Origin of the sequence: Pedobacter sp. V48, from assembly GCF_000523515.1 — a bacterium.
Classification (GTDB): domain Bacteria; phylum Bacteroidota; class Bacteroidia; order Sphingobacteriales; family Sphingobacteriaceae; genus Pedobacter.
In genome coordinates this window covers 693,416-707,696 of sequence record NZ_AWRU01000006.1, presented here as the reverse complement: position 1 = coordinate 707,696, position 14,281 = coordinate 693,416, and the positions used below count along the sequence as shown (strand labels likewise).

At 37.7% G+C, this 14,281-nt stretch carries 8 protein-coding genes and 1 pseudogene; all 9 read right to left on the bottom strand.

The window, feature by feature from the left end:
• Nucleotides 1-35 precede the first annotated feature (35 nt).
• The 9 genes and pseudogenes from N824_RS08230 to N824_RS08190 all read right to left on the bottom strand — a co-directional run bounded on the left by N824_RS08230 (nucleotide 36) and on the right by N824_RS08190 (nucleotide 14,277).
• Nucleotides 36-1,133 (bottom strand): DUF5013 domain-containing protein, encoded by a 1,098-nt coding sequence (locus tag N824_RS08230; protein ID WP_048904617.1) that lies wholly within the window; start codon nucleotides 1,131-1,133, stop codon nucleotides 36-38.
• Between the two features lie 97 nt (nucleotides 1,134-1,230).
• Complete coding sequence (locus N824_RS08225; protein ID WP_048904616.1) at nucleotides 1,231-2,679, bottom strand: carbohydrate-binding protein; 1,449 nt, start codon at nucleotides 2,677-2,679, stop codon at nucleotides 1,231-1,233.
• Nucleotides 2,680-2,748: 69 nt separating this feature from the next.
• The gene (locus tag N824_RS08220; protein ID WP_161662276.1) at nucleotides 2,749-4,542 is read right to left on the bottom strand and encodes a DUF4983 domain-containing protein; all 1,794 of its coding nucleotides are present in this window, start codon (nucleotides 4,540-4,542) and stop codon (nucleotides 2,749-2,751) included.
• A 55-nt stretch (nucleotides 4,543-4,597) separates the two neighbouring features.
• Nucleotides 4,598-6,205, bottom strand: a pseudogene (locus N824_RS08215) (DUF5008 domain-containing protein).
• Between the two features lie 46 nt (nucleotides 6,206-6,251).
• Nucleotides 6,252-6,704, bottom strand: a complete 453-nt coding sequence (locus N824_RS30090; protein ID WP_152542031.1) for a hypothetical protein — start codon at nucleotides 6,702-6,704, stop codon at nucleotides 6,252-6,254.
• A gap of 348 nt (nucleotides 6,705-7,052) precedes the next feature.
• Entirely contained in the window at nucleotides 7,053-8,672 is a 1,620-nt protein-coding gene (locus N824_RS08205; protein WP_048904612.1) for a RagB/SusD family nutrient uptake outer membrane protein, read from the bottom strand.
• Between the two features lie 24 nt (nucleotides 8,673-8,696).
• On the bottom strand, nucleotides 8,697-11,915 hold the full coding sequence (locus tag N824_RS08200; protein WP_048904748.1) for a SusC/RagA family TonB-linked outer membrane protein: 3,219 nt from the start codon (nucleotides 11,913-11,915) through the stop codon (nucleotides 8,697-8,699).
• Nucleotides 11,916-11,941: 26 nt separating this feature from the next.
• On the bottom strand, nucleotides 11,942-13,045 hold the full coding sequence (locus N824_RS08195) for a DUF5007 domain-containing protein (protein WP_048904747.1): 1,104 nt from the start codon (nucleotides 13,043-13,045) through the stop codon (nucleotides 11,942-11,944).
• Nucleotides 13,046-13,077: 32 nt separating this feature from the next.
• Nucleotides 13,078-14,277, bottom strand: coding sequence for a hypothetical protein (locus tag N824_RS08190; protein WP_152542029.1), 1,200 nt, complete (start codon nucleotides 14,275-14,277; stop codon nucleotides 13,078-13,080).
• Between the last annotated feature and the right edge of the window lie 4 nt (nucleotides 14,278-14,281).

The following is a 14,281-nucleotide window of genomic DNA, read 5'->3' as shown; positions in this document are numbered from 1 at the left end:
ATGATTAGGCCCTTTCTCTTTACTAAAAATAAAGCTTAAATATCTAACTTATATAATTTAATATACGTAAGCTTGAAGTTTTGGTCATTTTGGATCATGGTAGCAACAAATCCAAAAGTTACGTTAGATTGGATAGCCACATTGAATTTCGTAGTAAAACTTAGAGGGGCATTCCCTGATGATTTTGTATAACCTAAAACGATGGGATTGTTTTCAACATTATCAATATTTGGTATTTCGTCTCCTTTTACAATAACAGTATAAAACTGATCTTTAAGTTGATAATCATGGAAAAACAAGGTGTAATAGTACTCACCTACTGGAAGTGGGAATAAAGCAGTTTGCTGTATTTTACCATTCACGATATCAGGTTCTCCGCCCCAAGATTCCATAGACATACTATTGCCCTCCCATTCATCCCATCCACCCATGTTACCTTCTCTTTGCTTCACTGCGTCGTTTACGCGCCAATCTGCTACAACACCCCATCTGCTACCAACTCTTTGTGAGGCAACAAATTTAGGGCCCACGTTAAGTAGGTACTTATTTGTTACATCCACCACGGTACCATTACTGGTTACCAGTTTGGATACTGTAAAAACAGAACCTTTTTCTGTAGTTACCTTTAATTTAGAGGTATATAGTTTACCCCCTTCGTATTCTTTAATTGGTGAGGCTTCGGTGGATCCAGCAGATGCATCTCCGAAATCCCATGAAAAATCTTTGATATTAACTTTTGACGATTTAACATCAAATTTCACCTTATTGCTACCTTGACTTTTTGCGATAAAGTTTACTGCGCTGTCTGGAATAATTTTAATAAGTACCACTTTCTTCGCGGTGGATCCATCTTCAGCGATTGCTGTTAAGTTAACTTCAAAAGTGCCCGTAGTGGCAAATATATGACTTGGAGCATTCTCATATGAAATGCTATCATCACCAAAGCGCCATTCAAGCTTTTTATATTCCTTCGAATTATTCTTGAAGTCAAAGGTAAATGGATCGTCTCCTGGAACAGCTTCAAAATCTACAAATGGTCTTTTCTGTTCGACAGGTTCTGCCTCAATGTCCTTAGTTTTAGAACAGGAAGCAAAAATAACTATGCTTAATAGCAAAATAAAAAGTTTGTTCATACTATTTAAAGTTTGGTATATTTTTTAAACCACAGCGATGATAATATCTTAACAATCGCTGTGTTAATTAGTTCGTTATAATGTATTTACAAATTTATTACTTTTTTCTGGTAAAGATCCATCCCCTTACGTCATAAGCTCCTACGTTCATGAAGAATTTCATAATATGTCGTCCTTTTGTAAGTTGAACTGTTGTTCTGTTCGGTTGTTGATCACCATATTCCCCAGGTGTTTTGCCTGCAGCTAAAGTCCCTGTAATGTCTACCCCATCAAAGTATACTGTATACCTTCCATTATCTCCTGGTGCACCGATTAGGGAGTTCAACTCATACTCTCCAGTTTCCTCCACATTAACAGTATAGGTTAACCATTCGCCATCAGAAGTCCAGCCTACGACACTACGTGGAGTATAGTCACCCACATCAACATTATCATTTGGTCGGTAATCACCAACACCATCTTTACCACCTGTATCGTGGAATGCAACTCCTTCACCGCCAAAATCATACTGTGCAGCAGGAATCATATCAGAAACGGCACCAATAGTTCCCTTAATAAGGAAAGGACTTCCATTGTAAGGCCTGAAATGATCCGGATCAATCACTACCACAATGCTTTTTTTCGCTTCATCGAGTTGAAATTTGGAAGGATTTCTAAGCAGTAGGCCAATTGCTACTTTTTTATTGGTCGTCTTCAAAAATTCTGAAATCCTGGCATTAAGTTCAACTTTCGCACTGTTCTCATTAGAAAGAAACTTAACTTTGGGGTTAGTAAGTGAATAGCTATTTGAACTTAGTACTACTGTATTTTTAAGCGTCCCATTATTTATCAGTGCAGTAACCAATGCGTCATTCGGTGCTACATCTACAGTAAAATCAGAACCAGCAAGTCCTGCAAGAGCAAGATTTAGCGGAATCGTCACATCCTGTGTACCAATTGCATAATTAGTTCCAGTTGGCACAAAATAAGGAGGACCAGCCGCAGTAAATGAGATATAATGAACATCTTCGGCAGCAATCGCTTCTGCAGCATTAATAACAACTATAACGGCACTCTTGCTGGCATCAATTGCATTTCCTTTAGACGGAGATGAAATTTTTATAGCCAGCGCCAATAACTTGGTATGATTTCTCTCCACAAAACTTCTACTTACCGCCAGATTAAAAGTTGTACTCTTCACTCCATAGGCAAAATCGATCACCGGAGGAAAATTAAATGTTTGCTCGGCCAGGGATATTGTGCCCGCAGGTAGTATTCCACTACCAACAAGTGTAGCAATCGTATCCAAATTAGGTGTTAGCTGAACATTGAAAGCTGTTCCAGATGCATCCGATAGATTGACTGTTATTGGAATCACTAATTCATCGCTGTTTAATGTAAAGTTCTCGCCGCTACCAACATCAACTCGATTGTCCACGCTAAGATTAACACTTTTAACCTCTTCGTTAGCAAGCACCCCAGACAGCTTTTCTTTTTCACATGACATCATCAGCATAGCTGAAATTGCCAACAGGCATAAATGTGCAGTGGTAAATATTCTTTTCATATTTTAAATATATAATGATCTTTAAATGGATTTCCAGGGCTTAATAAAGCAAGCCCTGGAAATCCTAAATTAATTTGCAATCCAAACCCTGCCATCTAAAGCCCAGCTTTCCTGTCTTGGAATATTAAACCAGCTTAATATTTGAGAAGGAATGTCTGAGTTCTTGGGAACCAATACACCTAAATTTGTGCTGCTTGGTGAACACATCAGGTCTGTAAATTTTTCCCAGTTATAAGGTCCTTCTAATACAAAATCAGCAGCAAATGGTCCATTGTCTTTGATTTTCGTCCCAGAACCATCAACCATTGGCCAGTAACCAGCTAAGTAGTCATAGGCTGGATGACTTTGGTCCATAGTCGGGTCACAAGAATATTGTTTAATAACTGTTTCTGAAAGTGCAGTTTTCCATATTTTCAGTTCAGCCAGCTGAACGTTAATCACGCCCCTATCGCCGTTAACATCACCTCCAACAAATCCAACTGTTAAAGGATCATTGTTATTATAGTTTGGAAATCCGGATAATTGCCTATCATTTGTATGGGGTTTTGCAGGACTGGCCTCAAATCCGCCTCCATTATTTGTAATCCCCTTTACTCCATCGGTATACATTCTGATATATCTCCTGCCATCAGCTTTTTTCTCCACCACAAATGTTAAATCATGCCAGGTATCCCCACTAAAGTCAAGACCACCAACTTCATCACCATTTGAATTATCCTGACCGCCCGCTCCAAAAAAGCGCCACCCATTATAAAACAAACAGATGTTCCATCCAGCCTGACCCCAGCTGCTATTATTCCTCTTACCTAATACCGAAGGCCATTCATACCAATAATCTCCTTTTGAAGTATTCTTGGTTTTTCCTTTTTTGATTTTCACAGAAACTGAAAAATCCGCATCAGGTCCAAAATTAAATTCACTATTAATTGCAGCTCCTTGTACCACACCTTTAATTTTCTCAGGTTCACCTTTAAATCTAACAGCAGTGCCGGAATAGCTATTTCCTAAAAACGGTCTGGCAATAAAGGTGGGATTATATTTATTGTTATAGATGATGGTAAAAGTATTCACGTTGGTATTGCTAAACAAAGTCTTATCATCTTGCTCCACAGGTAATGTAAATTGTCCACCTTTATTAGAAGTTACAATAACCAACCAGTTCTCTTTGTTATAAGTAGGCCTCGATTTTAATGACGCCAAGACTTCACCAACCTGACTGTCAAACTTATTAATAGCCGCTTTATATGGGGCAAAGGAATTATCAAATCCAGAAGCCTTCCCTGCCTTTTCAACACCGCCAAACTGTCCAACAATAAGAGATGCCGTATCTGTTTTTACAAACTCAACCAATCTTGAAGTAACAGCATCATCATTTCCGCCAAATGATTCGGTAACATCTGCTCCAGTAGTTAACTTACTCTTAAATAAGTCCGATGAAGCAAAGGAGGCAATACGAAAACTCGGTTTTAGTGATTTGATGCGTTCAAATATAACCGGGTAATTTTCAAGTTTGTTACCTGCAAAGTCTTCTGTCAGAACATTGTGCTTTTCCTTTTTTACTCCCGTCAACATATCGGTCCAATTTGTTGCATCTGTATAATTCGTATTATCACTTAAGCCCGTCCAGGTATAAACAGCACTATCAATAAGTGTTCTTAACGTTGGAGCTCCTGCATCTCTGACCGAGGTACCACGAGCACCATCTACAATTAGATAAAGAACTTTTGGTATCCTATAAGTAACATTACCATCATTGTCCGGCGAATCAGGGATTACTTTTTCGAAATCCTTGTTACAGGATGTTGCAAACACCAGCAAGCATAGTGTTAGACTAACAAAATATTTGAATTGATGTTTTTTCATATTCTTTGATTTATAATTCATTTGGTTCATGTCTGGATTATATATGTTAATATAATCAATTTTCTAGTGTTACCTTAACAATATTATGGGTCTCGAGGTTATCAAAAATGAAGAATGAACCGGCTATCAGCAGTGCTCTTTTATTATCTGCAGATTTGGTTTCAAACACATTATTGATTTTACCCAATAAGTTCCCCACATTATTATACCCATCAGCAATCTCTCCCTTATCAGTTAAAATAAGAAAACCTTGCCTGTTTACCCCATCGTAAGTCTTAAAGTATCCGCCTATTAAGCATAAACCATCGCTCAACTGCTTGGTGAAGTCAGGGAAACCGCCTACAAACTTTTTAGGCACAAATGACTGGTCGACTGAACCGTCATAATTCAACATAACAAGACTTTCTGCAGCTACACCATTGAATTTTTTGAAGGTTCCACATAACAGGTATTTCTTGGTTACCTCATTATAGCTTGCGTAACTAACGACAAAATCGGCTCCGGCTCCTCCCGGATTAAACGTAGGATCTATCGTTCCATCGGCGTTTAATCTGGTAATGTATCCTGCCGGCTGGTCATCAAATTTGGTAAAATTACCATGAACCAAAATCTTTCCATCGCTATGCATAATTGTTCTAATATAGCCATTTGATCCAGGCCAACTTTTACCTTTTTTACCACCATAACCAGTTGCATTTGGATCAAATCTCCAGGTTTTGTCTAACGTACCATTGGTGTTAAAACGCACCAGCTGACGTACATCCACCGTATCAATCACGGTACTGTCTTTCAGTTGTCTGCTTGGCTGGTCATAACGACGAGACACATAATATTTAAAATTACCTGTTGCTATTATTTTATTATTATAAGCATAAATTTCAGTGATTGCACCGTCAGTTCCACCATTAAACGTAGGAACATATATTAACTTTTTTGTATAAGTTTCCTGGATCATCGTATCGATAGTTCCCTGATTACTAACCCTGGTTATATTATTGATACCCCCTCTTTGGGCATACCCACTAAAAGCCCCTCCAAGATACCATTGACTATTTACAACGGCCATGCCGTAAAGGTCACCGTTTGCAGCAGGTCCGCTTAATAATGAACGATCCCAAGTTCCATCAGGGAAAATTCTTACTATACGATTTATTGGCTTCACAATACCCTTGTTGTCATAATTTTGAAAACCACCCAAAAGCAACAAATTACCCCCCGCTAACTCATAAATCTTATCAACTGGACCATCTGTTCCGGCAACCACTTTAAAGGTTGGGTCTTTTTTAACAAATCCTGTAACCGTAAAATTTGGTCCAAATASCWAMKRTCSGWMGAKYRYMRWAGCCGTAACTCCTGAACTGGCTCTTCCGGGCACTTTTGCTTTAATTCCGGCTTCAGTAATTTCCGTGATCTCTGCTTTTTCACCATTAAACAAAAACTGAACCTTATCTTTATGAGGCACTAAACCTGTGGCTTTAAAAGTAATTACAGTTCCTGCCATCCCAACAGAGGGAACGGGTATTTGCTGGCGATCAATCTTAATTCCCAGCGGTGCTACGCCACCCTGATAAGGATCTTCAAACGAAGCTTCCTTTTCCTTACAGCCAGTAAATACTACTGTAGCAAGGATCATTGATAGACTTATATATTTAAAAAATTTCATATGCTTATTTTAAATTGTTCCTATTCACATTTTAATTGTTATAATCCTACCTGGTAAAAAGTACATCATTATAAAAGTCAACATTAAACCCAAATACATTTGCAGCAAAGTTGGTTGGTACATCTCCAATTTTATCTGCTATTGTAATGGCAAGTACATGTACAACACCATTACTTGGCTGTATATCCGAGGTCGCAACTGCTGCTGTACCAAAGTTACTCGGATTTGATCGATCCGGTAAATACGACAGCGCCAATTGACGATAACCAACATACTTAACTCCATTTACGGAATTATATACAACTCCGATGTTTGCAACATCACTATCGTAGGTATAATAATATGAACCTGGGAACAATTCCCTTAAATCAAAATCGATCTGAGGATAATCTTTCAATTTATAGGAGCCTTTAAAAATATATCTTCCTAAAAATTTCCTCCATATCTCAGGCTGTACATCTGAAAGTGTCTTAAGGGTATCTCTTCCGGCATCAAACAATAGTTGATTTAATCCACCYSKCMANTSGNARTNTASSTSTWKTWAMMAAGMYRAYKRTWMKWMTGATNNARSTWMAKCKGWTSGYGYAAAAAAGGTGATATTTTCATTTTTAAAAACATCTTCCATGCCTGCTAGCTTAACAATCTGAGCTATCGTATCAAACTTATCATTGGATTCCAAAAATTGCATCATATTCCCCTTAAAAACAGGATCCGCTTTACCTCCATCATTATAATAGTCATCTTTTTTACAAGAGGTAATTACCATGGCCAACAAAATCGATAATGTTGCTACAGGTTTTAAGTATCGTTTAATAATATTTTTCATGTATTTATCTATTATTTAAAATTAAAGACCTGAACCAATCCAATAAGTGTTTAAGCTCATCTTCGGATTGTTGAACAATGCATTAGGATGAATTGGCCATGTCCAACCTCCTCTGTTGAACTTATCAGAAGTCAACGGATTATCAGTCCACTCTTTGCTTAATACTCTCTTGGTCCTAACCAAGTCAAAATATCGGCTACCTTCGCCCATCAATTCTTTAGATCTTTCCAGAAAAATGGCGTCCTTCAAATTACCAGTACCCTCTATGTACGGTGTTGCCACTGCTCTTTTTCTAACCTCGTTTAAGCAATCGATCGCCGTTTGATCATTTGGATTCAAATTAGCCAGCGCTTCTGCACGCAATAAAATAGCATCAGAATAACGCATAATTAAATAAGTATTATCTGGATTTAAATCCAGGTTGGGGTTATTCACATCAGCAAACGTATTCAAAGCAAATTTCCTCAATTGGAAGGTCGATGCATTTTGATCAAACGGAGCTACAAACCAAATGGTTAACCTCAAATCAGTCTCATCTTCAGGATAAAGTTTTCTCATATACTCTGATGAAAATACTGAATAGCTATATCTGTGGGTGTACTCAGGCTGCTTATATGGGAAGTGAATAAATGCATCCCCAAAAGGTGAATATGCATTTGCCTGTGCGAAAGGATCATTCAAATCCTGATTGTAATTTATTGTTCTAAATAGCTCAAAAAGGCTTTCTTCAGAACGACCTTTTACTACTTTAGCCCATTCTCCAATTGGAAGCAAACGGAAAGCCTTACTGTCCATGATCTCTTTTCCCAAGGCTGCTGTTTCTTGGTAATAAGAAGTTCTGTTTGCAACATCAAACCCCGCATTCCACATATTCATATTCATTAATAAACCGATAGCGGCACCTTTACTCGCTCTAACCCCTCTCTGCGACGGATCAGTAAAAGTTGTAGGCAAATCATTCCTAAAATCCTTTAGGTCAGCAATACACTTTGTAATTACTGAAACCATATTCTCTCTTGGCAAAGGATCTTTTTGAAAAGCAGCAGTATAATAAACGACATCACCATATAACCGAACCATTTGAAAATAACAGAAGCAACGAATAAATTTAGCTTCGGCCTTATAGCGTTTAGATTCTTCAGGAGTGAGCGCTTCAATACCATCATCGATTTTACTGATCATAAGGTTAGCGGATTGTATAACTCTATAATACTCATCCCATTTGGTTAAATCACCAAAATTATAGCCAGACCAAGCTTGCCCATCGAGAATCGCGGCCAAAAGAAGTCTGTCGTTAACAGTTGTTAATGGCACATTCTGCTTATCTGTACTTCCCTGCGGGTTTGGCGTTTGCCTGGTATGCCCCCCAATTAGTCCTGACGCAGAGCGACCCGTACCACCCTCCTGAGCTGGAATTACTTCACCAGAGCGAAATTCTCCTGTCGCTCCGGCAAAAGCGGTTTTTGTATATTTATCAAATAACTCACCATACATATCGGTGATATTTGCTTCCATATCCTCTCTTGTTTGGTAAAAATTATTTCCCGTAAGTTTATCTATGGGAGTAATATCCAAAAACTTCTTACATCCATATTGTGAAGTGCTCACAATAATAAATAAGCAAATAATATATTTTTTCATGTCCTATTAGTTTTGTGACTTCAATTAAAATTCTACGTTAAAACCAAGATTGTATACACGAGGTACCGGATAACCACCTGAACCATCTCTACCAATTGCCGTAACTCCCTCAGGATTCGGACCTGAATAAGGAGAGAATGTAATGATATTACTAGCTGATAGGAAAGTACGTATGTTGTTTAAACCAATACGTCTAGCCATTTTCTTTGCAAAGGAATACGAAAGTGTAATCTGATTAATTTTGAAATAGCTACCTGTTTCCATCCAAAGTGTTTGCGCATATCTGTAGTTGTTTACATAAGCGTTATGTGCATAATCATAGGCATTCGCAAATTTCGCATTTGTTGAACCAGGTCCTGTCCACATGTTCAAATCATTAACAGGAACCACGGCTAAAGGATTTGCCCCAAGAACATTGTCAACATTATTTAACTTCCCATATCCAAAAGGGTTATCAAGTAGTCTTAATCGATCAGCCAGTGCATTATTCAAGATAGAACGTTTGGCAGTATAAGTAGCATAGATATTAAGAGAAAGCGAAGAGCCTGATGGCATCGTATAACTCAAAGTATTAGACAAACCACCTGTTAACACCGGCTGGGTATTACCAACAACCTGCAAATCTCTTGAGTCTAAAATGTAATCACCATTAGCATCAAGGAAACGAGCGTCACCACCCTGGAAAGAGTTTAGAAAATTTGTTGAACTGTTATTTCTATATCTTAAACCAGTAATTGGATCAATTGGAACATCGTTGGTTGAGTCATACACGCCCTGATTTACAAATAAATAATTTGCCAGTGAATTTCTACCAACTCTTTTTGCTAAATGCTGCTCATATGGCGTGTAGATATCAAATTCAATAAACTGACCGTTATATTCATCAGGAAGTTTGGTTAATACGTCATTGTTCCAGGCCCCGTTTACAGATACCGTCCAGTTAAATTTACTGTCCTTAGATAAAGGTCTGCTACTGAAAGACAACTCATATCCATAATTCGCAAGCGCCGCATCATTACTGGTATATTTTTGAAACGCAAGTGTATTAGACAGGAAGCTGGTAAACAACTCATTATCCACTTTTTTATAATAGGTATCAAAAATAACATCCAGTTTTCCGTTAAATAAGCCCAAGTCGAAACCAAGGTTAAATTGAGTAACATTTTTTGGTCTAAGTAATGGATTAGGAACAAATTCATAATCAATTCCCACACGAGGGTTATTGTTATAGAAACCTTTTGGAGTATATTTTCCATAAATATCCACCAAAGTTCCAACCGGGAAGATATTTTTACCAGCAGTTACCCTAATGTCACCATAACTTAACCATTTAAGGTCTTTAAGCCAGTTTTCTTTGTTAAAATTCCATTTCAAACCAATTGAAGGGTTTTTAGAATAAGGATCTTTATTTCCGTTATTAGAAGTACCATCAATACGGTAGGTAAGGTCCAGGATATATTTCTTCTCGAAATCATATGTAAAAGCAGCCGCAAATGAAATCTGATTCTGATCATAGAACGTAGTTAAAATACCACCACCTCTTGAGTAGTAACCATCGTAACCTAATGGTCCCTGGAATTGATCATTTGGAGACCTTTCTAACCTCGTAATACTGGACTGTCCTTTCTTAACATACATTTCGCTGAAAAGGTTAATAAAAAGGTTATGCTTTTCATTGAAAGATCTGGTGTACGACGCGTTATTTCGATTATACAATTGCGACGTATAGCCATAAAGAGAGAAAATCTTTGCAAACTGATTATTGGCAGCGGCAGGTGTAAAAGTGTCCTCCGTATCTACGTTATAATCATAACTAGCTGCAGAAGTTATATTCAATCCCGGAATCAGCTCATAACGTCCTTCAATATACGTATTTAAATTTTTAGGACCTGCATCAGTATTTGTTTGCAAAGCGGATAAGACACTACTTGTGGCCTGGAAGAAAGAAGGGCCGGGCAGTAGCGATGATTTTTGTCCATCTGCCGCGACACCCGTTTGCAATAACCCTACCCCATTTGCTTTTTTAATTTTACCAACATTTCCTCTGATGGATCCAAAAAAACTAATTCTTGTAGTAGGCTTATAATCCATGTTCATATTCAAACTGTATCTGTCAAAACCAGTATTTTTAATAATACCCTTATCTGAATAATAGCTTAAGTTGGTTTTGTAACTGAACTTAGTATCCCCCCCATCCAATTGAACATTATGTGTTTGGTTATAAGTGTTTTGATAAAAAACGCCTTGCCAATCTGTTGAATTGTTATAATAAGGATTCAAACTGTCAGTTAAGAATGGTGTATTGGATATCTTATACCTGTCATCAAACCTGCCATAGGTATTAATCTGATATAATTTCAAATCACGTTCGTTGCTACCCCCCAAAATACTACGAAGCTTAGGGATTGCATTCATATAAAAGTTACCAGTGTAACGGATACGTGGGATTTCAGAATTACCACGTACGGTTTGTATTAAAATTACACCGTAAGCTCCTCTTGAACCATATAAGGCCGTTGCTGTTGCATCTTTCAACACCTCAATACTTGCGATATCCTCTTGTGGTATTAAGGATATCGGACTTACACCCGGACCTTGTTGCTGGAATCCAAATTCTGAAGCTTTATCAGCATCCATTGGAACCCCATCAATAACATATAGAGGCGAGGTTGGCTGAAGGAAAGTTTCGTTACCAGCACCAGTAGTACTAATTGTTGATAAACCACGAATATTAACTGTACCACGTAAACCTGGAGCACCGGTGTTTAGCTGGATATTTAAACCGGCTACTTTACCTTGTAACAATTGCTCTACGTTTGATACCGGAACATCCTGAACTTCTTTACCGGAAACTATAAACGATGATCCGGTAGTTTGCTCTCTCGTTCTCTTTTGATAGCCACGGATTACTACCTCCTCCATCGTTTTATTGTCTTCCTTCAGAGACACATTCAATGTAGTTTGTCCCGGATTTAATTTAACAGTTTTTTGACTATAACTTACATATGTAAATACTAAAGTTGCACCATCGTCCACAGATACTGAATAATGACCTTTAGCATCAGTTTGAGTAAGTACTTTAAGTGGCTTACCACTGGCAACACTAACCCCTACCATGGTATCATTAGTTCCGCCATCCTTTACAGTACCACTAACAGTTACCTTTTTTGTTTGCGCCACCAAATCCTTGCATAGAAAAATGCAGCTGAAAAAAATCGATAGCAAAATTATTTGTTTTCTCATTGTATTAATTTTTATCATTAACATTTCTATTCATCTTCAAATTTTGGATTCACTGTTTTAAAGTGAAACACAATCTCCCAGTCGCCCTTTTCATAAATGGCAAACTCTTGTGAAATCACACCCTGTTCCCTTGCGCCACCAAATCCTTTGCGTGAATAAACAAATTCAACATGGGCTGTAGTACCCCCGTTTGTATTTGTAACACCTCCGGAGGTAAATCGCGTAGGAATCCTGGCCACAGGTATAGGATATGCTACATCGAATTTCACATACTCACCTGTTTTTTCCATATTGAAACCATGAACGAGCTGATCCCATTTAGTTTCATTAAACTTGGCAGGGTTTATTGCTACTGAATCCTTATTTAAAAACTTAAACCTTAATGAATTTCCTGTACCGTTCGGCACTTTTCTGATGTAGGTATATACCACTCCTCTTGTTCCTCCACCATTTGCCTCAAGAGGTGCATTGGTGCCTTCACCAATCATTCCAAATACTACGGGATAATTATGAACCAGATTCGTTCCGTTTGGTGTAGAGGTATTTGGCAAACCGTTAAATCTGTTGATATCTTCAGCAGGGTAATATGGAATTTCTATAGATGGGATGATCGACAGGTCTTTAATAATTCGGGTACCTCCCGAGTTTTTGACCTTTACATCAAAATACCTGATGTCTTGCGGATAAATAACAGAATCTCTCGGCTTAAAGGTCTCACTAGTACATGAAGGCCAAAAAACGATATCACCTGAAGGCCTCACTTCAACCATCGGACGTTCTTCAATCTTCCTTTTTGCTTCTATTTCTGCAAGACTCTTTTCATTTCCTGTATATTCCTGGGTCCACACCAGTACTGGTTTCTTGGCCAGCATATCATCAGCTGACCTTCCGTCACCAAACCTTGCATTTATAATTTCAAAGGTCATAGGAAATGAAGAGTTATCCGGATTAAAAATACCTTGATACATAAATAACCGACCTAGAACAGGAGTAAAATCCTTTGTAAAATATGTCATTTTAGTACTCAGGTAATCCTTTTCCTCGGGCAGATCAAAAATCTTCCTGCATCCTGAAAAAACAACTATCAAGGTCAAAAATGGAACTATCTTATATTTTAATATGTTGTACATAACATTTGTTATTTTAAATTTATCTGTCTTTATCATTTGTAAACTGTCCTAAAGTTCATAGTCCATTCAGACAACTGAAATAAATCATCGCCGGTATTACTCAAGAATACGATACGGTAGTGCTGCCAGGCAATCTCATTATTAAAATCATAAATTTTATTCTGGAAGTTAGATTCAAACACCATATCCTGTCTGGTATCTAATACCGTCCAGTCTGTTCCATTTTGAGATCCTTCAACTCTCCAGCTCTTCGGATTACGAGAATATTCTTTTGAGTCATTTGCAGATGTCAATGTGTAAACATTGGATACTACAGGTAAGCTAGGGTGCCAAATGAAGTAAACCGGTTTAACATTCTGAACGTTAAAGTGAGTAATGAACTTAGTTAACACGTTGTCATCAAACAATTTAATAAATTTCTCTCCTGGATTTACCGTTCCATCCTTATAGTCAGGATTGTTAAATTTAACCTCCATTGTACCGGTAACCGTTTTAAACAAGTTTGTTGGTGGCGGTACAAATGTCAATCGTCTCACAAATTCGTCGAATCCAAAAACATGATCTGGCTGTATCAAGTGTATGATACCATTTTTTGCCTGGATATTTACTGAACTCGTATAAGCAAACGCCCAATTTGGAGTAAACACGCTTCTTTTGGTATTTGCAAATTCAATAACCTCTGGCCCACCATTTTGCATACCCTGAGCATCGGCATATTGACGTTTCCCATGCATTGGATAATTTCCACGAACACTAAAAAGCTCACGACCATCACCCAGAGAAAAATCTGTTGATTTAAAGAGACCTTTTATGATATATCTGGATACCATAGTGTCCAGGTGGGCACTGTCATTCTTAGCTTTCTCACGGTCAGCTAAAGCAGGGGCAAATCCTGAAGCCAATTCAGCAAGGAATATTGCTTTCTTGTCATTCGCTCTTCTAGCATTATTTAAGTTTTGAATTGCGATCTGAAAACTTGCATTAGAAACGGCAAATATCGAAACACTACTATCGGTAAGTGTCTCTTTCATTTTGAGCTTATCTATTACAAGCAACAAGGAATCGTAAACCCCTGGTTTACTTTTCAGGTAATCATAAATATTTAATGAGGTACCCGAATTAATATTTGGGGTAGAGTAATAGCCCTTTTCTTTCTTACAGCCAATCTGAAATATCATGGCACTAAACAAGAATGCTAATAAATATCTACTATATAAATTTGATTTTTTCATATCT

Bases quoted from the DNA above. Each gene is read 5' to 3' on its own strand.
- N824_RS08230 (WP_048904617.1), bottom strand. From the start codon at position 1,133: ATGAACAAACTTTTTATTTTGCTATTAAGCATAGTTATTTTTGCTTCC.
- N824_RS08225 (WP_048904616.1), bottom strand. From the start codon at position 2,679: ATGAAAAGAATATTTACCACTGCACATTTATGCCTGTTGGCAATTTCA.
- N824_RS08220 (WP_161662276.1), bottom strand. From the start codon at position 4,542: ATGAAAAAACATCAATTCAAATATTTTGTTAGTCTAACACTATGCTTG.
- N824_RS08205 (WP_048904612.1), bottom strand. From the start codon at position 8,672: ATGAAAAAATATATTATTTGCTTATTTATTATTGTGAGCACTTCACAA.
- N824_RS08200 (WP_048904748.1), bottom strand. From the start codon at position 11,915: ATGAGAAAACAAATAATTTTGCTATCGATTTTTTTCAGCTGCATTTTT.
- N824_RS08195 (WP_048904747.1), bottom strand. From the start codon at position 13,045: ATGTACAACATATTAAAATATAAGATAGTTCCATTTTTGACCTTGATA.
- N824_RS08190 (WP_152542029.1), bottom strand. From the start codon at position 14,277: ATGAAAAAATCAAATTTATATAGTAGATATTTATTAGCATTCTTGTTT.